Here is a 20,826-nt window from a genome sequence, read left to right as displayed (position 1 = left end):
CCTCCCCACAGCCGCCGACCCCCTGCCGGGCGGCCGTGGGCGCGAAGTCCCGAAGGAGCCAGGCATGTTCGACCTGTCCCTGACCGATTCCGAGCGCGAGGAGACCTCCTCGCTGATCACGGACCTGATCAACCGGTACCCCAGCGCGGAGGACCCCGAGCTGCTGGAGCGCGCGCCGGTGCTCGCCCGGGCGCTGCCAACTCGGGTTCAGGAGCACCTCAACCGGCTGCGCCGGCACGAGCCCGGCTTCACCGTGATTCACGGCCACCACGTCGATGACGTCCAGGTCGGCCCCACCCCCGGGCACTGGAACGCGCTGCCCGCCCCGTCCCCGACGCTGGCGCTGGACCTGACGCTTGTGCTCTACGCGGGGCTGCTCGGCGACGCGTTCGGCTGGGCCACCCAGCAGGACGGCCGGGTGATCCACGACGTCCTGCCGATCAAGGAGAACGAGGGCCAGCAGCTCGGCACGGCGGCCGACGTCCTGCTCGACTGGCACACCGAGGACGCGTTCCACCCGCTGCGGCCCGACTGGCTCGCCCTGGCGTGCGTGCGCAACCCGACCTTCACGGCCACCACCGTCGCTGTCGTGGACGACCTGCGGTTGAGCGCGGCGGACCGGCGGATTCTCAGCGAGCCCCGGTTCCTCATCCTGCCGGACAACTCCCACCTGCCGTCGAACAACTCGGCCGACGCCGGGGGCGACTTCGAGGGAATCGAGGCGATGTTCGCCGCCCCGCCCGCGGTCGCACTGCTGGAGGGCGGCTACCTGCGGGCGGACCGATCGTTCTGGGGGGTGCTCGACCCGGCCGACACCGAGGCGCAGGCCGCACTGGAGCGCCTGACTCGCGAGATCGACCGCCGGCTGCGCAACGTCGTGCTGGAGCCGGGCGACATCCTGATCGTCGACAACTTCCGGGCCGTCCACGGCCGGGTGCCCTTCGAGGCGCGCTACGACGGCACGGACCGCTGGCTCAAGAGGGTGTTGGTCACCCGGGACCTGCGCAAGTCCCGCGCCGCCCGCCCGAGCCTGCTCACCCAGGTGGTGGGCTGATGCGACCGCTGGTGGAACGCGCCCTCCTGGAGGACTTCCTGCGCGAGCGGTACCACGAGGCCGACATCGACATCAGCTCCAGCGGTGTCGAGCCCTACACGGTCGCCGAGCTGCGGGACCTGCTCGGGTTCGACCTGGCGCAGCTGGCCGGGGTGTCCCTGCGGGACTCGCAGTCGGCCGGGGGCGACAAGCTGCGGGCGCTGATCGCCGCGCGGTACGGCCTCGGTGACGCCGGGCGGGTGCTGGTGGGCAACGGCTCGACGGAAGCTCAACTGCTCTGCCTGGCAGCGCTGCTGGGGCCAGGGGACGAGGTCGTCGTCGTAGAGCCGGCGTACCACTCGCTGCTCGCCCCGGTGCGGGCGCGCGGCTGCCGGGTACGCCGGTGGCGGCTGCGGCCGCAGGACGGGTTTAGCCCGGACCTGGACGAGCTGCGGCACCTGGTCACCGGCGCCACGAAGGCGGTGATCGTGAACTTCCCGCACAACCCCACCGGCGTCACGCTCACCGCGGAGGAGCTGGCCGAGCTCGTCGCGATCGTGGAGCGGCACGGCTGCTACCTGCTGTGGGACGGCGCGTTCGAGGACCTGGTGTTCGACGCTCCGGCGCTGGCGGCCCCGATGCACTACGAGCGGGCCCTGTGCTTCGGGACCATGTCGAAGGCCCTCGGCCTGCCGGGGCTGCGGGTGGGCTGGGGCATCGCGGCCCCCGAGATCGTGCACTCCGCCGTGGGGGTACGCGACTACACCACCCTCGCACTCTCACCCCTGGTCGAGTGGGTCGCGCAGCGGGCACTGGAAGGGGCCGATCGACTGATCGGACCACGCATGCTGACCGCGGCCGCCAACAGGAGCCTGGTGCACGACTGGCTCGCCGCACGCCCCGGCGAGGTGTCCTTCCCCGTCGGCGGGGCGGGCGTCGTCGTCTTCCCACAACTCGCCCACGTCCCAGACACGATGGCCCTGTGCGAGCGGCTGATGCGCGAGTACCGGGTGCTGCTCGTGCCCGGTGAAGCCTTCGGTGTCCCCGGCCGTGTACGGCTCGGCTTCGGCGGGACCACCGCCGACCTCGCCGCCGGCTTGGACGCCCTCTCCCACCTGCTGGACACCATGGCCGAGGAGGCCGCGTGAACGACCACGACACCTTCCCGGGCATATGGCGACGCAGCGTGGCCGCCAACCCCGGTGGCACGGCGATCGACAGCCCGGCGACCGGGACCCACACCTACGCCGAGATGCACCGGCAGGCCGAGTCCACGGCGGCGCGGCTGCGCGCCGCCGGCATCGCGCCCGACGTCCTGGTGGGCATCAAGACCTTGGACCGGCACTCGTTCTGCCGTGCCCTGCTGGCGGTATGGCTGGCTGGCGCGGTCGCGGTGCCGCTTCACGCGGATGCGCCGCCGCTGTGGGTACGGGAAGTCTCCGAACGGGTCGGCGTGGCCGGTGTCCTGGTGGACGGCGAGGCGCCGGGCACCGTCCGACTCCAGGCTCCGCCGACCTCGGGCGCCCGGACCGCGCCGGGCACGGCCTACGTCATGCACACCTCCGGGTCGACGGGGCGGCCCAAGCCGGTCGTGCTCTCCCACCGAGCGCTGGGCGCCTACTGCCGGGCCTTCGGTACCGCCGTCGGCCTCAACGCACAGGACCGGTTCCTCCAGCTGGCGCCGCCGTCCTTCGACGTGGTGTTCGAGGAGCTGCTGCCCGTGTGGCGCGCGGGCGGCACCGCGGTCCTGGCCGGGGCGCAGCCCGACGACCCCGCCCAGCTGCTGCGTGAGCTGGGCAACCGAGGCGTCACCGTTGCGGAACTGACCACCGTGTACTGGCAGTTACTTGTTCGACACCTGCGCGCCAACCCGCTCCCAATCCCGGCGTCGCTGCGACTGCTGCTCATGGGTGGCGAGCAGGCGCCTGCCGCGCTGATCAAGGAGTCCCTGGAGCGGGGCCTGCCGCTGGCGCACGTCTACGGAGTGACGGAGGCCGGCATCACCTCGACCGTGCGGGTCTTCGACCCGCGGCAGCCGGTGGCCTCCGACGCGGTGGGCGCAGCGCTGGGCAACAGCATCGTGCGGGTGGTCGGCAAGAACGGTGTGCCGCTTGACGCGGGTGCGGTGGGCGAGGTGTGGGTCGGCGGCGAGAGCCTGGCCGACGGCTACCTCGGCGACCCCGCCGCGACGGCCGCCCGGTTCGTCAAGACCCCGGGCACCGGCCCGCTGCCGGCGGGGCGCTACTACCGCACCGGCGACTCGGGCGTGCTCGACACGGCGGGGCAACTGCGGGTGCTGGGCCGCATGGACGCGCAGGTCAAGGTCAACGGTGCGCGCGTGGACCTGACCGAGCTCGAACGCCATCTGGTGGCGAGCGAGGCGGTGGCCGAAGCCGCGGCAGCGGCCGTGCCCGACACGGCTGGCGGCACGATGCGCCTGGTGGCGTTCGTGGTGCCGGCCGAGAGGGACCCGGCCTACCTTGAGGCCCGGGTGCGGGAGTGGCTGGTGGGGCGCGTGCCAGCGCACCTGCTCCCGCACCGTGTCGTGGTCCTGGCCGCCCTTCCAGCGACGGCGCACGGCAAGGTCGACCGGCACCGCCTGCCTGAGCTCTTGCCCGAGACCGGACCGGCCGTGCCGGACACGCTCTGGGAGACGGCGACGCAGCGCGCCGTCGCCGAGGCCTGGCAGGGGACGCTCGGCCGCCCGCCCGCCGACCCCGACGAGCGGTTCGCAGACGCTGGCGGCACCTCGCTGGACCTGCTCACGTGGACGGTCCGCCTGGGCGAGCTGGGCATCGACGTCACGGCGGCCGACTGCCTGGACAAGCCGACCGTACGGGCGCTCTCCGCCCACGTCGACGGCACCACGGACGAGGCGCCCGCTCAGCACGACCACGGCGCGCAGCGCAACGAGGCACTGGGCGTCCTGCGTCGGCGCCGCACCGGGGCGGAGGGCCGGTCATGACGCTGATCCCCGAGGACGCCATCGCAGTCGTGGGCATGGCCGCCCGCGTGCCCGGCGCCGACAGCGTCCAGGAACTGTGGGACAACACCCTCGCCCACCGCGCCAGCGTCACCCGCTCCACGGACGGCCCTCACCTCTACGCCCGGGGACTCTTGGGGGACGTCGAGCTGTTCGACCCGGCCTTCTTCGGCATGTCGCCGCGCGAGGCCCTGACCTGCGACCCGCAGCAGCGCCTCCTGTTGGAATGCGCCTGGCAGGCCCTGGCCGACGCGGATGCTGGCCGCCCGCCGAACACCGCTGTCCGTGAGCGGACCGCGGTCTTCTGCGGCACCAACCACAGCGGCTACCGCGACCTGCTGGCCCACTCCGGCTCCGGGCCGTTCAGCGCCCTGGAGTTCGAAGCAGGCAACGCCCCGGACTTCGCCGCCACCCGGCTCGCATACCGGCTCGGGCTGCGGGGCCCGTGCGTCGCCGTGCAGACGGCCTGCTCCTCCTCCCTGGTGGCGGTCCACCTGGCCTGCCAGGCCCTGCTGCTCCGCGAGGCCGACCAGGCGTTGGCCGGTGGAGCGTCCGTCGTCCTGCCCAACTCCCCGGGCTGGCAGTATGAGAGCGCCTCCATCCACAGCGCCTCCGGCGTCTGTCGGCCCTTCGACGCGGCGGCAGATGGCACGGTGATGGGCGACGGTGCGGCCCTGGTGGCGCTGCGCCGCCTTGAGGACGCCGTGGCCGACGGGTCGCGCATCTACGCGGTGATCCGCGGCTCGGCCGTCACCAACGACGGCGGGCGCTCGAACGGGTTCTCCGCGCCGAGCGGGAGCGGCCAGGCGGAGGCCGTCCGCGCGGCGCTGGCCCGCGCAGGCCTCGACTGCTGGCAGATCGGCTACGTCGAGACGCACGGCACTGGCACCGCTCTCGGCGATCAGGTGGAGCTCCAAGCGCTCGCGGACGTGTTCGCCTCCCATCCCGGGCCTGGTCGCGTGGCGCTGGGATCCGCGAAGGGCGGGCTCGGGCACCTGGACATCGCGGCCGGCGTAGTCGGGCTGATCCGCGCCAGCCTGGCCCTGCACCACGCCGTGCTGCCCGGCACGGTCAACCACGCCTCGCCCTCCCCCGCCCTGGCCTCCGCCGCCGCGCGGCTGCGGGTCCTGACCCGCCCCGAGCCCTGGGAACCGGCCGAAGGGGTGCGCCGGGCCGGGGTGAGCAGCTTCGGCGTCGGCGGCACCAACGCCCACGTCGTCCTGGAGGAACCCCCGGCACCGGACACCGCGCCCCCGCCGCGCCCGGCGGCGCTCCAGGACGCGGGCTACCGGCCTCGTCGGATCTGGCCCGAGCCCGTCACCGGCACCACGGGCGGCATCGGCACGGCCGGGCCCGCCGGAGCGCAGCTGGAGTTCCGGCAAAGCGGCTGGGCCCAGTGGCCCGGGCGCACCGGCACCGCGCTCCCCCGCTGGGCGTGCGTCGTCCTGATGGCCGAGCAGGACCACACGGGCCGCCGGCTTTTCGACCTGCTGACCACGGCGGTCCCCGAGGGAACCCCGGTGGTGTGGGCGCCGGACGGCCTCACCGAGGCGTACCGGGGCAGGGCTCTGGTGGTGTGCGGGTACGGACTGGGCGCCGGCGCCCAGTCCGTACAGCGTGCCTACAACGCGCTGACCGCGTTGGCCGCCCGCGCCGCGAGCTGGCCCGCCGACTGCGGCGTGGACGTCGTGGCGCTCACCCGGCGCGCGCACCCGGTGCTCGGCGCCGAGGGCGGCGACCCCCGGGCGGCCACGCTCACGGGCCTGGCCCGGGCCCTGTCGATGGACGTGCCCGCGGTCCGCGTCCGCACCCTCGACCTGGAGGGAACTCAGCCCTGGGCGCTAGCCGAAGCAGTGCGGCGCAGCGTGGACTGGGCCGCCGAGCCCGTGCTCGCCCTGCGTGGCCGCCGCTGGTGGAGGCCCACCTACACGCCGATACCCAACCCCGAGCCCGGAGCGGGCGGCGGCGTGTCGGTCGTCGTGGGTGTCGGGCAGATCGGCACGGCCGCCGCCCGCGTCCTCGCCGCCACCAGCGGCACGCTGGTGCTCGCGGCCCGGCCCGGCCCCGGCCTGCGCAACGCCCACCGCCTGGCCGACGACCTCGCCGCGCAGCCTGCCCGCGTCGTCGTGCGGGAATGCGACGCCTCCGACCCACGGGTCCTCACGACCCTCATCGCGCACGTCACCCGCGACCTGGGCCCGATCGACCGGATCGTCATGGCCGCCGGAATCTCCGGCCAGGCCGCCTACCAGGACAGCACCCGCCTGCCGCAGTGGGCAGACGAGCAGCACTTCGTCCTCAAGGTCGACGCGGCGGCCACGCTGCGCGCCGCAGCCGCAAGCCATCACGTGCGGCGCGTCGTGCTGATGTCCTCCCTCGCCGGGGTGCTCGGCGCGATCGGCCTGCCGGCCTACAGCGCCGCCTCGGCGGCGACCGACAGCTACGCCCTGCACGCCGAGTACGCCCGCACCCGGTGGCTGAGCATCGGCTGGGACGCCTGGCAGCACCAGGACACCGCCGCCTCAGCCCACGAGCGGCGGATGGTGCAGGGCGGCCTCACCTCGCGGGAGGCCCAGCAGGCCCTCACCAGCCTGCTGCTGTCCGACCAGAGCGGCCACGTCCTCGTCGCCAAGGGCGGACACTTCGCCGACCGCTACGACCGCTACGTGCGCGCCCCGCTGAGCCCCACCCACGCCCCCGAGCCGCCGACATCGGCCGACGGCCAGGCCGATCTGCTCGCGGCCCTGCTGGACGCGTGGCGCAGCTGCCTGGCCGACCCCGACCTGGGCCCGGACGACGACCTCGCCACGCACGGCGCCGACTCCCTCACCGCGATCGACGTCCTCGCCCAGGTCGGCACCCGGCTCGGCCGCGCCCTGCCCACCGAGCTGTACTTCGCCGCGTCCTCGGTCCGCGACCTCGCCGCCGCGATCGACTCGACCACGACCGCCGGCCAGCCGCCGCACACCTCAGCGGTCCGGCGCTGGGGCCAGGGCGACCGGTCGACGCTGTGGTGCATGCATCCGATCAGCGGATCCGCCGACACCTTCGCCGCCCTCGCCGCGCAACTCGGCGACAGCCACCAACTCCACGCACTGCCCGGACCGCCCCTGTCCGACGTCACCGGCGAGATCCCGATCGAGGACCTGGCTCGCCGCCATCACGAGCAGCTCACCGCCAGCGCGCCGCGCCCCGACGTCGTCCTCGGCTTCTCCTTCGGCGCTCACCTCGCTCTGGCCGTCGCACAACACGTGCACGACACCACCGGGCACGCCCCCACCGTGGTCGTCCTCGACATGCCCGCGCCCGCAGGCCCCGGTCCCCGCAGCATCACTGAGGTCCCCGCTGCCGAGATCGTGGCCGCCATCACCAGCCACCGGGCCCGGGAAGCCGGTCAGCGCCTCACCGTGGACCCGTACAACCTGCGCCACGACCCTCCCGAGCAGGCGATGGCCGACCTGCTGGACGACCTACACACCCAGCAGGTCGTGCCCGAGTCCTTCACCACCGAACACGCCACCCGGCTCGCCGCCGGCTACCGACACCGCCTTGCCGCCGCCGAGCACTACCGGCCCCGCCCCTACCCGGGCCGCATCGTGGTGGTGCGCGCCGCCGAGGCCGAGTACAACGACTCGCTGCTCGCGGGCGTCCTGCCCGCCCCTGCCGGTGACCCCTCCTGGGGCTGGGCCGCCCTCGCACAGCACGGCCACGCCGTCCACGTCCTCGACGCCCACCACACCACGATCCTCCAGCACCCGAGCGTGGCCGACATCGTCCACCACAACGCCCCACGTCCGGAAGGACTTTCGACATGACGCTCCGAGCCGTCTGGGCGCCCGACGGCGCCTCCACCGCGGCCCGCACGGCCGGGTGGGCGGACCTGCTCGCCACCGGCCACGCCGACGAAGCCGCCCCGCTGTTCCTCAACGCCGACCTCGCCGCCCGCCACCGCGACGGCCCCACCGTCGCCTACTGGTCCGACCCCGCCTGGCAGGCCGCCCTCGACACCACCCCGATCGTGCTCACCGCCACCGCCCGCGAGCTGCGCATCGAGCTGCCCCCGGTCTGGCGCGCCGAACTCCACTTCGCCTGGGACGGCGCCAGCCTGCTGATCTCCTCCGACCTGCGCACCCTCGCCTGGGCCGTCGGCGCCCGCACGCCCGACCCGGACGGCGCCGCCGCGTTCCTGACCGGCGAACGCTGGACCCACGGCCTCCTGCCCTCCCTGTACCGGGGCGTCCTCACCCTGCAACCCGGCCACACGGCCGTGATCCGGCCCGACAGGACGATCCGCGCCGAGGCGACCTGGGCCCCGCACTGGGACCCCGCGCACGCCTCCCAGCCGCTGGAGACCAGCACCGTCCAGCTGCGCGACCGCCTCGATGACCTCGCCGACCGCATTCTCACCCGGCACCGTCGTGTCGCCTGCCTGTTCAGCGGCGGCCTGGACTCTACCCTGGTCGCGGCCGCCCTGCTGCGCCGCGCGCCCGAGCGCGTGGTGCTGCTCAACGTCGGCAGCGGCCTCGGAACGCCGGCCGAAGAGCGGCTGCGGGAGCGGTTCCTGCGCCAGTACGGGGCTACGAGCGAGCCGGTGGACCTGCCCGCCAAACCCGGTCTGGTCGCCGCCCTGCGAGACGTCAACGCCATGACCGCTCTCCCCACCGGGTCACCCTTCGCGGCCGCTTTCGAGGAGATCGTCGCCGTCGCCCACACCGACTTCGACTGCGACGCCATCGCCACCGGCGACGGCGGCGACGAGGTCTTCGCCGAACGCGACGAACTCCTGGTCGACCTGCTCGCACGCCACCCGCGGGCCCTGCCGACGGCCCTCGGCCACCATGCGCTGCGCACCCAGCAACGGGGCCTGGAGGCACTCCTGCGCGCTCACCGCACCCTGCGCTACCTGCACGGCCACGCCCCGGCACCCGGCCACACAGCCGCCGTCCTCGACATGCTGTTCGGTGACGCGCTCGCCGAGCGCGTCACCGCAGCCCGGGCCCGCGCCCTGCATGCAGACCGCGAGCGGTGGCTCCAGGGCTGGACGTGGTCCGCACTGGGCTCGGTCCGCCGAGCGGCCGCCGTCCCGGAGTGGGAGCCCGCCAGCACGCAGGCGCCCGGCATGGCCGTCCTCAGCCCCCTCGTGGACTCCCAACTCATCGCCCCTGCCCTCGCGCTGCGCCGCACAGACCTCCAACCCTCGGTCCCCGGCTTCCAGCCGAAGTGGCTGCTGCGACAGGCGGCTCTGGCCTGGCTGGACCCTCAGATCGCGCTCCACCCGAAGATCGGCAGCGCCGACGGCACGATCCTCCAGGCCGTGCGCAACGACGAACACGGCGACCTGCTCGACCTGCTCAGCTCCACCACCGCACAGCAGATCGGACTGCGTCTGCCGGCCGAGGCCGAACGCCCCGACCACCCGCTGTGGCACGGCGAGGAGTGGATCCGTCCGGCCGCCCTCACCGCTTGGCTCGACCAGCCCGCTCCCCGCCCTCGACCCGCCGTCGTCACCCTCAGCAGCCCGCCGGCCCCGCCCGCCATGGAGCGCCCGCCGCTGCCCGCCGCACGGCACCGGCACCGCGCTGCCCGCCGACACGTCGCCGCCCTGGCCGCACTCAACATCGCCCACCAGCTGCTCCCCAGCACGTCCATTCCGCCCGCCCGGGCGACCGCCGCCGAACCGGAGCTCGGCGAGACGCTCACCGACCTGGCCCGCCGGGCCTGTGCGGTACCCCTGGTCAGCGGCGCCTCCCAGCCCATGAGCGAGGCCCTCGCCCACTTCCTGCGACTGCGAGGGCGCCGTGCGACGGCGGTGTACGGCGTCCAGGAAGGACGCCCCGGGCCCCGGTACTGGGTGGAGACCGCCACGGCCCACGTGGACGTCCACGGCGCGGAAACCCCTCTCACGCCCACCCAGACATGACTGCCCATCACTTGTCGAACTCCCGTCCGACCAGACGACGTTAGGGCAGCCTGGGTCGCTCGCTCGCGTACCATGCGGGCCAGCGGCCCGGCCCGCCGGCACCGACCGAACCGCCGCCCGGCCGCCGTTACGGCGAGAAAACACCGCACCCGGAGGACCCCTGTGCTCAACCGCAGCGAGATCGACGCGCTCTTCGACCCGGACCTGCCCGAGCCGTCCTTCTGGGAGCAGCAGTACCCCGCCCGCCAGCTGCCCGCCGGTGCCGAGGTCACCCGGTTCTGCCCCAGCCCCACCGGCCACGCGCACATCGGCGGCATCCACGTCGCCGCGATCGACGCGGCCATCGCCCGCCAGAGCGGCGGCGTGTACTTCGTGCGCATCGAGGACACCGACCAGGCCCGTGAAGTCGAAGGCGCCGTCGACCGCTTCGACCACGCCTTCCGCCACTTCGGCGTCGCCTCCGACGAGACCGACACCACCGGCCTCTACGGGCCCTATACCCAGTCCCGGCGCGCCCGCATCTACCAGACCTACGTCCGCGAGCTGATGCGTCAGGGGAAGGCCTACCCGTGCTTCGCCACCAAGGACGAACTCGAGGCCCTGCGCGCCGACCAGCTCGCCAAGAAGGTGCCCAGCGGCTACTACGGCGAGTGGGCGCCGTGGCGTGACGCCGACGACGAGGCGGTCCGTGAACGGCTCGCCACCGGTGTCCCGTACGTCGTGCGGTTCCGCTCCCCGGGTACCGACGCGGGGCGCATCGCCTTCACCGACCGCATCCGCGGCACCATCGAGATGGACGACAACCGCGCCGACACCGTCATCCTCAAGACCTCCGACAGCGCTCTGCGCCTGCCCACCTACCACCTCGCCCACGCCGTCGACGACCATCTGATGGGCGTCACCATCGTGATCCGCGGCGACGAGTGGCTCTCCTCCGTCGCGGTTCATCACCAGCTCTTCGACGCCCTCGGCGTCCCCCGTATCCCGTACGCCCACATCGCGCCCCTGATGAAGCAGGAGGGCAAGACCCGCCGCAAGTTGAGCAAGCGCCGGGACCCCGAGGCGGACGTCGAGTACTACGCCCAGGCCGGCTACCCGACCGAGGCCGTCCTGTACTACCTGCGCGGCCTGGCCAACGGCCGGCTCGCCGAGATGCCCCTCGACCAAGCCCTGCGTGAGCCCCTGCGCCTGGAGGAGTGCGGGGTGACAGGCGCGCTGATCAACCTCGCGAAGCTGGAGGACATCTGCGCCGACTACATCGCCGCCCTGCCAGGCGCCACCATCCTGGGGCGCGTCAAGGAGTGGGCCAAGGTGTACGACGTGCCGCTCGCCGAGGTGTTGGAGGGCGAGGATGACCTGGCGCTGAGGGCCCTCGCGGTGGAGCGCGACGGATTTGACAACCCGCGCAAGGACCTTCGCATGTGGAGCAACTTCGGCACCCACTATGGGTTCTTCTTCCGGCAGCTCTTCGACCTCGTCACCGACCCTGCCGATCCGAGGTTCGGCGGCCTGGCCCCGGACGTGGTCCGGGACCTCAGCCGGCGCCTGCTCGACCGCTACCAGCCCATCGAGGACGGCGACGACTGGTTCGACCAGCTCCGCGCCGTCGCCGCCGAGCTGAAATTCGCCGACAGCGCGAGGACTTACAAGCAGAACCCCGGCCTGTACCCGGGCTCCATCAAGGAGGCCTCGCAGGTCATCCGCGTGCTGCTCACCGGCTCGACCCGCAGCCCCGCGCTGCACCTGGTGGCGGCAACGCTCGGAGAAGCCGAGGTACGACGGCGCCTGGAGGCCGTACGGCTGGCCTGACCGTGAGGTGGAACGCCGAAGGGACGGACACATCGTGTGTCCGCCCCTTCGGCCTACGTGGTAGCGGGGACAGGATTTGAACCTGCGACCTCTGGGTTATGAGCCCAGCGAGCTACCGAGCTGCTCCACCCCGCGTCGGTAATCCCGACTCTACGGCACGAGCGGGTGATCACAAACCGGATTCCCGCGCGGCCGGTGCTGGTGCTCAGTGTGCGAGCTGTCCGGCGAGGGTCGGCGAGGGCTGCGGCACCTCGCCGAAGTCCTCGTCGTCGCACAGGATCGTCAGCCGGTTGATGACGGTCTCAAGGGCTGGGGGGAGTCGTGGGTGGAGCCCTTCGTGGCAGCGGGCGAGTATGTCGCGCCGGACGTCCTCGGGCAGCAGCGGGGTCAGGTTCTGGAAGGCGCACGGGGTCCTCGGCTTGGACGGGACGCTCTCGGCCTGGCCTCGCCAGTGGGCCGCGTCGCGGGTCTCGCCGAGGGTGAGGTGGTGCAGGTGCAGCAGGTATGCGGCTGTGGCGTTGCCGGAGCCCGCGGCGAACTGCCACCAGAACTGGGCTGCGTCCGTACGGCTGGTGACGAACAGCAGGCTGCCGAAGACGAGCGCGCCTTCGGGGTGGATGTGGTGGGAGTTGACGAGCCGGTCGAGGGACCGGCCGGCCTGGGGCGCGTTGAGGACGAGGGCGACAGCCAGGTCGAGTTCGTGGAATGCCTGCTCGTGGTCGGACGGGAAGGGGGCCGGAGCCGCCGTGATGTGGGCGGCTGCGGCGGGCGGCGCGGTGCTGGTGCAGGTGAAGATCCTGGCCTCGGTGGCGTCCGTGTCCAGGCCTAGGTACGGGCCTGCGTGCCAGGTGAGGAGGCTGGGGTGCTGGTCGGCGGGTCCGCTCATTGGTCCCCCTTTTGCCGTTCGGCGAGTTCGGGCCTTCCGATGGCGGTGGCGAGGCGGCGGCGGGCGTGGCGCAAGTTGGAGCGCAGGGTGGCCACCGGGGTTCCGAGGAAGTCTGCTACCTGCTCCTCGTCCAAGTCGAGGCAGTAGCGCAAGACCACGCTGTCGTGCTGGCGTTCGGGGAGTTCGAGGATCGCAGTCATCAGGCCGATCCGCTCGGGCAGGGTCTCCAGGCTGATGCGGGCCTGTCGGCGGAAGTGGTCGATCACGGCGTCGATCGCCACGGTCTGCACGGCGACGGGCTCGGCCTGGGCGGCGCGCCAGGCCGCGAGGTGCTCCTTGAGGAGCCGCCAGGCGTAGGCCGCCGGGATCTCCTGGCGCAGGGCGAGTGCCCAGTTGCGGCGCAGGTGCTCCTTGGTGGCGGCCACCACCAGTTCGGGGCCGCCGTCGCGGTGGCCTACCTGGGTGCGGACGAACCCCAGCCAGGCGCGCTCGTGCGTAGCGCAGAACGCGTCGAAGGTGAGCGCCTCGCGGCCACCCGACGTCGTTCCGCTGGTGTCGTTCATGGCCCGGCCTCCCCTGAGGCCGGCACTGGGCGGCTCGTCCCGGTTGATCAGCATCGCGCTGTCCCTCCCCTGCACTGGCGTGCGGCCGGTGCTGGTGTGCCTCGGGGGAACTCGTGTCCCCCCGAGGCACATGGAAGCGCAGTGGGGGCCGCTGGGTGCAAAGGGGGCGCAAAGAAAATGACAGACGGTAATAGTATGACTACTGCATTAGCTGATCGATTGTCGGGTCTTCCTGTCGTACGTTGGTCATCGTGCTCAAGCACCGCCCGGAGCAGTCCAGTTCGCCCATCCGGGCGGCGTCGGGGTTGACATGCAACGGCCCCGGGCAGGAACCGCAGGAGCATCCGCCGGTGGCGCGCCGTGGCGCGCTCCGCATGGCGCGGCACGAACAGCAGCGCAGGACGAGACGGCCGGGGGGCACGGTGGGCACGCGCAACGACGAGGACGACGAGATCGACCTCCAGCTTCACCGGGCCCACTCCGCCCGCATGTACGACTACTACCTCGGCGGGACAACGAACTTCGCCGCAGATCGGGAAGCCGCCGGCCAGGCGATCGCGGTGTTCCCATCCGCCCGAGTCGCCGCGCGAGCGAACCGGGCCTTCATGCACCGCTCCACCAGCACCCTCGCACAGGCTGGCATCGCCCAGTTCCTCGACATCGGCACCGGCATCCCCACCTCGCCCAACCTCCACGAGGTCGCCCAGGCCGTGAATCCGCAAAGCCGGGTTCTCTACACCGACAACGACCCGATCGTTCTGGCCCACGCCCGCGCCCTGTTACTGAGCAGCCCCGAAGGGCTGACCACCTACCTCCAGGCCGACGTCACCGATCCGGCCACGATCCTCACCTCGCAGGAGCTGGACCGGACCATCGACGTCACCGCACCCGTCGCCATGAGCCTCAACGCCCTGCTCCACTTCGTGCCCGACGACCAAGACGCCTACCGGATCGTGGAACAGCTCAAGAACGCGCTCTCCCCAGGCAGCGCTCTGGTGATCAGCCACGGCACCCCCGACTTCGGACAAGCCGAGGCCGAGCGCATCACCCAGGTCTACGCCGCCGCTGGCACCACGGTCCGCATGCGCACCCGGGCGCAGGTTGAGCGGTTCTTCGACGGCTGGGACCTCCTCGATCCCGGGATCTGCCCCACCCATAGGTGGCGGCCGAACGGAGCCGACCAAGGGATCACCGAGGCCCAGGTGAGTGCCTACGCCGCCGTCGCGGTGAAGCGGTGACCTATCGTCAGTGAAGCACCTTTGGTGCCGGCGGATGCAACCGTTCGCTCCCGAATCCCGAAGGTTCCGTACTGACCAGTCAGCTGGTGGTCCGCACATCGGCAAACAGGGCGAGCGCCGCACTGATCTCGCCCGGCTGGAGCACCGCCGTGGCCAGGGTCTTACTCTCGTCAGCCGGGGGCGGCTTGAGCGGCTGCCAGTCGATGCCGGCGGCGGTGAGCACGGCGACCAGGTGCTGCACGGCGGAGGCCAGACGGTCGGCGTTCTCCCCGGAGAGGACCCGGCCCGCCTTGTGCTGGAGGTCCGCGAGGGTCTTCATCTGGGAGGCGACCCGTTCGACGTCGGGCGCGAGGGCAGCCAGCGCCGCCTCGGGGCCGGCGCCCTCGACGTCGAGCACCAGGCGTACGGGGCTGGGCTGGCCGACGGCCGGGGTGCCGTCGCCGGAGAGCGTGTACGGGACCTCCCAGCTGCTGGAGCCGAAGCCGTCCTCGGTGTATCTCCAGATGGTCGCGATGACCCGGTCCGGGTAGGTGCCGATGATCTCCACCGTGCCGACCTCGAGGCGGTCGTCCTCCGTGGGACGCAGGCGCTGCTCCACGGCCGAGGCGATGGCGTCGATCCGCTCCTCCAGGGTGCCGGCCAGCGGTGCCAGTTCCACCTGGGTGTCGCCCAGGGCCCCGCGGGCCTTGTGCTGCTTGAGGTCGAGGGTCGAGGTGTAGGGGTTCGCGCCGAACAGCACCGGGCTGTACTCGTAGAGGTCGAGGTCGGTGATGCGGCGAACGCCCTTGGAGCGTTTGGCCGTTCGGACCTGGTAACCGATGGACCACTGCACCTGGTCGCCGAAGAACAGCAGGTTGGCGTACATGTCCTTCCCGGCCTGGGTGGCCAGGTTGCAGCGGCCCTTGATCAGGAGCGCGCCGGCCTCGGCGGGCCAGGGCTGGCCGTTCGGCAGGGCGGCGGGCAGCCGGGCGTCGCCGGGCAGCAGTTCCTCGGTGTGCTCGGTGCGGGCGGTCCACACGTTCCAGTCGTGCGACCACACGCCCTTTGGTGTGATCTCCGCGAGGGTGCGGGCGTAGGCACCGGGCTCGATCACGTCGCCGTCGTGGTCGCGTAGCCCGGTGATCGACACGAGCGTGGTGAAGGTGCCCTGGTCGTCGTCGGTTTCCAGGACGCCGAGCATCGCCTGCTTGTGGTCCAGCGTGCTGCTGGGGGTCGGTGCCACCTTCTCGCTCCCGGTTCGCTGGGTTGGTGGCGGTCACGGTAGGCGGATGGCGGGCTTGGGTCTCGTTCTACTCGTCGTACCAGTTGTCGTCGTCGGTCTCGGCGTAGATCTGTTGGACGTGCCAGTCGCCGGGGCCTGCGAGGACGACGATCTCGGACTCGTCCAGGCAGCCGACGCCGGTTCCGGGTACGGCCAGGATGCGGGTGACGGGCACGTCGCCGCTGATGGTGTAGCCGACGTGGACCTCGCCGCCGTGTGTGGCGAAGCCGGCAGCGACGTGTTCCTCGGTGGTGAAGGACGACAGGGGGCGCAGACGCAGGTCCGTAACGGTGCCCTGGCCGTCGATCTGGCTGACGTGGGTGTCGTCGTAGCCGCTGGTGAAGCCGCGGTGGACGGTGACGTGCGTGATGCCGAGGCCGGCGAAGTGGTCTTGGGTGTTCTGCCACATGGCGGTGAGGAAGGCGTGCAGCACGGGGCCGTCTTCGGCAAGGGCCTGGGCGGTTTCGGCGTCGAGGTCGGCGTCGCCGTGCTCCCAGGCCATGGTGTCGGTGAGGTTGAAGGCCTGGCTGGCGGTCTCCTGGAGGGCGAGGGCGTTCGCGTCGTGGTCGTTGGAGGTCGCCGCCCATCCGGCGACGTGGTGGGAGACGGCCTCGGCGCGGGCGAAGTCCCGGTACTCCTCGGCGCTCATCCTCACGTAGCCCCAGGGCTCGCGGCGGGCGCCGCTGTCGAGGTCGGTTTGCTCGACGTAGTCGGCGTAGCCATTGTGCCCGGACTCCGGGCGGTACGCGGCGAGCTGTCCGGCGCGGACCCGGGCGAGGCGGTCGCGCTGGCAGTCGGACAGCAGCTGCTCGTCGGGGACGCCGCTCATCTTCCTTGCGAGCGAGTCGCACATGGCGGCCTTGACGGCGCCGGGGGGCCGCTGCCGTTTCCCCAGCAGGGCGTCCTGGTTTACGGTGTGGTCGTCGGCGAGGGTGCCCGGGAGGCTGGCTCGGTCGGCGCCCGGGTGGTGGGCGAAGCGGCCTTGGAGGTCGCGCGCGTGTCGGGCCTCGTCCCAGGGCCGGTTCTTGCGGCGCAGCCGGAGGGCGACAGCGGGGAAGTCGTGCACCGCACCACACCGCCTTCTGCTGGAGATCAGGTCGGCGGCAGCGTGGCACCGGGCCGGGGGTGGTGTCGCGCCGAGCGGTACGGGGCTACTCCGCGGACTGCCAGTGCCAGGTGCCGGGGCCGGCCAGGATGACGACCTCCGACTCGTCCAGGCAGCCGAGCCCCGTGGCCGGCGTCGCGATCACCCGTTCTGCAGGCACGATCGCGCTCATCACGAAGCCGGGTCCCTCGTCGGTGGCGAAGCCGTGGGCTACGTCCGGGTCCAGGGAGAAGGCCGAGAGGGGGCGCAGCAGCGGGTCGGAGAGGGTGCTGCCGTCAGCCGTCCAGCCTGCGGGTGGCCGCCCGTCCGAAGTGGCGACGCCGCGCCACACGGTCAGGGAGCCGAGGTCGGCTTCGGCCAGGTGGTTCTGGGTGCGTTCCCACATCGCCGTCAGGATCGCCGCGTGGCCGGTACCGAGGGCGGCCCGCTGGCCGGCGGTCTCCCGTGCGATCTGGTCGGTGCTGGGCCAGTCGGCGGCCGGGTGGAGGCCGAAGGCGTCCCGTGCGGTCTCCTGGAGGGCGAGGGCTCCGGGGTCTTCGTCGTTGGAGGTCATCGCCCAGGTGGCTACCACCTGGTTGACGGCGTCACGCCGCAAGAGCTCGCGCGCCCGGTCCGCGTCGACGCGGGTCCAGGACGCGTCCGCCGGGGAGTCGCCCAACGGAACGGAGTTGGCGATCCCGGTCGCCGGGTCCTCGTACGCGCGCACCTTCCCCAAGCGCACCTTGTCGAGCCAGGCCCGGTCGGACTCCAACAGCAGCGTCTCGTCCGGCATGTCCCGCAGGTCCCGGGCGATCCCCTCCACCACATTCGCCTTGTACGCCTTGGCGACGCGCTCGCTCTGCCCGTCGCGGAACACCAGGCCGTGCTGCTCCTCGTCGAAGCGGGGTTCGGAGCGCGGCGCCCTGGACGGCCGGCTCGCGGCTGCTCGGACGCGCTCCAGCAACGGGTTGAGCCCCGCGCCGGGGCCGTGCGCGAACCGGCCGCGGCCGTCCCGCGGGTGCAGGTGTTCCGCGAACGGCTTGTTCTTCGAGCGCAGGCGCAGGCGGACAAGCCGGACGGTTCGGGTCGGGTGGCCCACACGGTCCTCCGGTGGCGGGGCGACTTGATGCAGCGCACCCTGTCAGCGGCGCGCCTTAGCGTCACTGCGGCCTGGTGGCGTCCCGACGGCCAACGCCGCGTCGGGGACGCTATTGTCCTCGCCCCGCTCGGTGCGCTGGGTGATGGTCACGCCGTCGCGTCGCCGCCGTTCTCCTGCTCGGCTTCGACCCGCAGCTGCTGCGGGGCGGCCTTGCCGAACGGCTGAGTCAGGACCCGGCTGGCCGCTTCCTGCCGGGAGACGCGCAGTACCTGGGCAAGCCCGTCGAGCGTGGTGACGGGCTCGCCGTTCGCGAAGCGGATGTCCCAACGCCGACTGCGCAGCCAGTCCTCGTTGAGCTGCTGGCGGTCGCTCGGTGTTCCGGTGGTCATGCTTCATCCTCACACGGGGGTACGGGCGAAGTCGTCGCGCTCTACGGTCCGGCGCGGGCGGTCAGTGTTCGATACTCCAGGCCAGGTGGCAGCGGCAGTTGACGGCCTGTCCAGACGGGGCAGTGGTGTCGCCGGGGTGGCGTAGCAGGTCGTCGCCGATGGTGAAGGGCTGTCCGTAGGGCTGGATCTGGCCGTCGACCGCGTCGTGGCCGAGCCTGGTGCGGTCGTCGTCGTGCGCCACCCAGCGACGGACGAGCCCGGTGCGGGCGTTGGCGGCGACGGCCCGGTCACGGGCGCTCTCGACGGTAGCGGTGGCGATGTGGCCCGCCGTGACGCCCGCCCAGCTCGCCAGGGAGCGACCCCAGTCGCGGGTCGCCTCGGCGATGCCCGCCAGGCTCTTGCCCTCCCGGTCGGCGGCGGCCACGTCCTCAGCGAGGACCTGGGCCCGCTTGGCGAGCCAGGCGGTGAGCAGCGGGGCGATCGTGGGCCAGACGGCAACGGTGGCGGTGCCGGTCGACCCGAGGGCGGCGTGCAGCTCCGTCGCGGCCGTGGCGGCAGCCTGTTCGATGAGGGGCTGGAGGGCCTGGGCGGCTTCCTGCTGCCAGGTGGCGACGTCGATCACCTGGTCAACGGGCAGACCCTTGATACCGGCGGCGGCGAGGGTGTCGCCTCGGTCGTCCCAGTGCCGGGTGCCCTTGCGGTGCCGGGGGGAGTGGAGCCGGGCGACGGTGCGTTCCGTCCACCGGGTCGTGAGCGTCTGGAGGGCGTCGTCCAGGCGGCCGCGGAGGGAATCGGCTGCGGTCTCGTCCAGGGCGAGGTCGGAGGTAGGCGACAGCGTCTTGCCTGTGGCCGGCACCGGGGACGGTGTCGTGGCGTCGAGGGCCGGGGCATCTGCCGTGCGGGCGGGCAGGGCGGTCCGGCCGGAGGCAAGCCACAGGGCCCGGGTCTCGGGGGTGTCATCGATCTCGTCGGCGTATCCGGCGAGTTCGGCGTAGGAGCGGATCGAGCGGACGCCGGCGGCGACTTCCTCGCGGGCTTCGGACAGGCGCTTGGTTCGGGGTTCGCGCAGCACGTCGATGTCGGAGGTGTCGAAGTAGACCTCGGCGTCTTCCCCGGCGTCGTCCTGGAAGGCGTCGGCGATCAGCCGCAGGTGCGGCGGCATGGTGATCTCCCAGAACGTCGTCTTCTCGGCGCGGGCGTTGTCGAACGTCCTGCCCGAGGCGTTGCCGAGCTGGGACTCCGGGACGCCGAACGCGGCGAGCAGCTCGATCTTGGACAGGGCGGCGACCGTCTCGTAGGCCATGTCCCTGGGTGTGACGGAGGTGTCGGTGACGGTGACGTTGCCGCCGTTGAGCACCGTCCAGGAGCCGGCCGCGGACGGGCCCGTGCCGAACCTGGCGCGCAGCAGCCGCAGTTCGTCGTCGTCCATGTCACCGTCGATACCGATCACGCCTCCGGGCCTGGCGTCGTTGTTGACGAACGACAGGTTGTAGTGGCGGGTGAAGAAGTCGAGGTCGGCGCTCAGGCCTGCGGCCTCCAGCGGTGTGATGCCGCTGTACGGGTCGAGCGGGTGGGGGGTTCGGATCCACCGCACCTGGTCGACGTCGAGGTGGCGCAGTTCCCCAGTGATCGTGACGGTCTCGAAGTGCGAGATCAGGTCGGCGCCGGTAGACGGTACCGGCCGGGTGCGGCCCGGTGGCAGCAGGTCGATCCGTAGCAGGTCGCCTCCGCGCGAGAATGTCGGCTCGAGGAACACCCCGCGCTTGGACAGCAGAAGCTGCATGCTGACCCGCTTCTTGAAGGTCCACGCGCCCTCGGCTGGGTTGGCCCTGATGTTCATCGCGCGGTAGAGCGGGTGCGCGTCGTGGGGAGGCAGCGGCTCGTCGGAGGTACCACTGCGCGGGCGTACTCGAAGCGGTCTGTCCGCGGCGTGGTTGGAGATCGTGTCGACCGCCTTGTAGATCCACACGGCTCGCTCCATGCCGTCGCGCACCGCACGCTCGACCGACCAGGGACGGGCCCGGTCCACGCCCGCGGGCGTCCAACCGATGGTGTACTCCGGCATGGACTTGATGGCCGGCGCGGGGCGGCGCAGGCTGGGGAACCAGCGGCGGGGCATCCAGTCCTCCTACTGCTCGGTGTGGTGTCCGAGGATGGCCGCGCCCGCGAGCGCGAGCAGGCTGGTGCAGGCGAGGCCGAGGCGCGGGTCGGCGGCGTAGGCGGCCGCGTTGAGGCCGATGGCGCCGAGTACGAGCAGGACGACGGCGACGACGTCGCGCACCCGGCGTGCAGTCAGGTGCGCGACGTCGTCCGTCAGATGGGGCTGGTGCCTGCTGGGTATGGTCACGGCACGCAGGCTAGGCACTTCGGTGCCTAGTGTCCTGAGTCCTTGATCCGTCGGATGTATCCAGCGAGGGATTCGAGGATCTGGTCAGCGGTTTTGGTCCAGACGTAGGGCCGGGGGTTGGTGTTCCAGTCGGCGACCCAGGCGCGGATGTCGCGTTCGAGGGCCTGGACGGAGCGGTGGACGCCGCGGCGGAGCTTCTTGTTGGTGAGTTCGG

At 72.4% G+C, this 20,826-nt stretch carries 15 protein-coding genes, 1 tRNA gene and 1 pseudogene; 7 read left to right on the top strand and 10 right to left on the bottom strand.

The window, feature by feature from the left end; translation table 11 throughout:
* Nucleotides 1-64 precede the first annotated feature (64 nt).
* The 6 genes from gntD to ACFY2K_RS35205 all read left to right on the top strand — a co-directional run bounded on the left by gntD (nt 65) and on the right by ACFY2K_RS35205 (nt 11,745).
* Complete coding sequence (gene gntD, locus ACFY2K_RS35230) at nt 65-1,054, top strand: guanitoxin biosynthesis L-enduracididine beta-hydroxylase GntD (protein WP_387716700.1); 990 nt, start codon at nt 65-67, stop codon at nt 1,052-1,054.
* On the top strand, nt 1,054-2,181 hold the full coding sequence (vioD, locus tag ACFY2K_RS35225; protein WP_387716699.1) for a capreomycidine synthase: 1,128 nt from the start codon (nt 1,054-1,056) through the stop codon (nt 2,179-2,181). The genes gntD and vioD overlap by 1 nt, the downstream gene beginning before the upstream one ends.
* Nucleotides 2,178-3,998, top strand: coding sequence for a non-ribosomal peptide synthetase (locus ACFY2K_RS35220; RefSeq protein ID WP_387716698.1), 1,821 nt, complete (start codon nt 2,178-2,180; stop codon nt 3,996-3,998). The genes vioD and ACFY2K_RS35220 overlap by 4 nt, the downstream gene beginning before the upstream one ends.
* Complete coding sequence (locus tag ACFY2K_RS35215) at nt 3,995-7,831, top strand: SDR family NAD(P)-dependent oxidoreductase (RefSeq protein ID WP_387716696.1); 3,837 nt, start codon at nt 3,995-3,997, stop codon at nt 7,829-7,831. Before ACFY2K_RS35220 ends, ACFY2K_RS35215 begins: the two co-directional genes overlap by 4 nt.
* The gene (locus ACFY2K_RS35210) at nt 7,828-9,936 is read left to right on the top strand and encodes an asparagine synthase-related protein (protein ID WP_387716694.1); all 2,109 of its coding nucleotides are present in this window, start codon (nt 7,828-7,830) and stop codon (nt 9,934-9,936) included. Before ACFY2K_RS35215 ends, ACFY2K_RS35210 begins: the two co-directional genes overlap by 4 nt.
* A 162-nt stretch (nt 9,937-10,098) precedes the next feature.
* Nucleotides 10,099-11,745: a glutamate--tRNA ligase gene (locus ACFY2K_RS35205; protein ID WP_387716692.1), complete on the top strand. Its 1,647-nt coding sequence runs from the start codon at nt 10,099-10,101 to the stop codon at nt 11,743-11,745.
* A gap of 58 nt (nt 11,746-11,803) precedes the next feature.
* Here ACFY2K_RS35205 and ACFY2K_RS35200 read toward each other — a convergent pair.
* The 3 genes from ACFY2K_RS35200 to ACFY2K_RS35190 all read right to left on the bottom strand — a co-directional run bounded on the left by ACFY2K_RS35200 (nt 11,804) and on the right by ACFY2K_RS35190 (nt 13,194).
* Nucleotides 11,804-11,880 (bottom strand) — tRNA-Met (locus ACFY2K_RS35200).
* Between the two features lie 70 nt (nt 11,881-11,950).
* A complete protein-coding gene (locus ACFY2K_RS35195) occupies nt 11,951-12,631 on the bottom strand; it encodes a hypothetical protein (RefSeq protein ID WP_387716691.1) in 681 nt (226 codons plus the stop codon).
* Nucleotides 12,628-13,194: a sigma factor-like helix-turn-helix DNA-binding protein gene (locus tag ACFY2K_RS35190; protein WP_387716689.1), complete on the bottom strand. Its 567-nt coding sequence runs from the start codon at nt 13,192-13,194 to the stop codon at nt 12,628-12,630. Before ACFY2K_RS35190 ends, ACFY2K_RS35195 begins: the two co-directional genes overlap by 4 nt.
* Nucleotides 13,195-13,568: 374 nt before the next feature.
* Here ACFY2K_RS35190 and ACFY2K_RS35185 point away from each other — a divergent pair, with 374 nt between their 5' ends.
* Nucleotides 13,569-14,432, top strand: coding sequence for an SAM-dependent methyltransferase (locus tag ACFY2K_RS35185; protein ID WP_387716812.1), 864 nt, complete (start codon nt 13,569-13,571; stop codon nt 14,430-14,432).
* Between the two features lie 79 nt (nt 14,433-14,511).
* On the opposite strand, the gene ACFY2K_RS35180 is transcribed toward ACFY2K_RS35185, so the two are convergent.
* The 7 genes and pseudogenes from ACFY2K_RS35180 to ACFY2K_RS35150 all read right to left on the bottom strand — a co-directional run.
* Entirely contained in the window at nt 14,512-15,654 is a 1,143-nt protein-coding gene (locus tag ACFY2K_RS35180) for an HK97 family phage prohead protease (protein ID WP_387716687.1), read from the bottom strand.
* 67 nt (nt 15,655-15,721) lie between these two features.
* Nucleotides 15,722-16,759, bottom strand: a complete 1,038-nt coding sequence (locus ACFY2K_RS35175; RefSeq protein ID WP_387716685.1) for a hypothetical protein — start codon at nt 16,757-16,759, stop codon at nt 15,722-15,724.
* 85 nt (nt 16,760-16,844) lie between these two features.
* Entirely contained in the window at nt 16,845-17,876 is a 1,032-nt protein-coding gene (locus tag ACFY2K_RS35170; RefSeq protein WP_387716683.1) for a hypothetical protein, read from the bottom strand.
* A 146-nt stretch (nt 17,877-18,022) separates the two neighbouring features.
* A complete protein-coding gene (locus ACFY2K_RS35165; protein WP_387716681.1) occupies nt 18,023-18,265 on the bottom strand; it encodes a hypothetical protein in 243 nt (80 codons plus the stop codon).
* 61 nt (nt 18,266-18,326) lie between these two features.
* A complete protein-coding gene (locus ACFY2K_RS35160; protein ID WP_387716679.1) occupies nt 18,327-20,384 on the bottom strand; it encodes a phage portal protein in 2,058 nt (685 codons plus the stop codon).
* Nucleotides 20,385-20,393: 9 nt separating this feature from the next.
* Nucleotides 20,394-20,612 (bottom strand): hypothetical protein, encoded by a 219-nt coding sequence (locus tag ACFY2K_RS35155; protein ID WP_387716677.1) that lies wholly within the window; start codon nt 20,610-20,612, stop codon nt 20,394-20,396.
* A 26-nt stretch (nt 20,613-20,638) separates the two neighbouring features.
* Nucleotides 20,639-20,826 (bottom strand): annotated as a pseudogene (locus tag ACFY2K_RS35150) (IS630 family transposase); the annotation flags it as partial.

Origin of the sequence: Kitasatospora sp. NPDC001309 (assembly GCF_042896295.1) — a bacterium.
In the GTDB taxonomy this organism is placed as follows: domain Bacteria; phylum Actinomycetota; class Actinomycetes; order Streptomycetales; family Streptomycetaceae; genus Kitasatospora.
The sequence above is the reverse complement of the archived record's forward strand: the minus strand, read 5'-3'. Positions and strand labels throughout refer to the sequence as shown.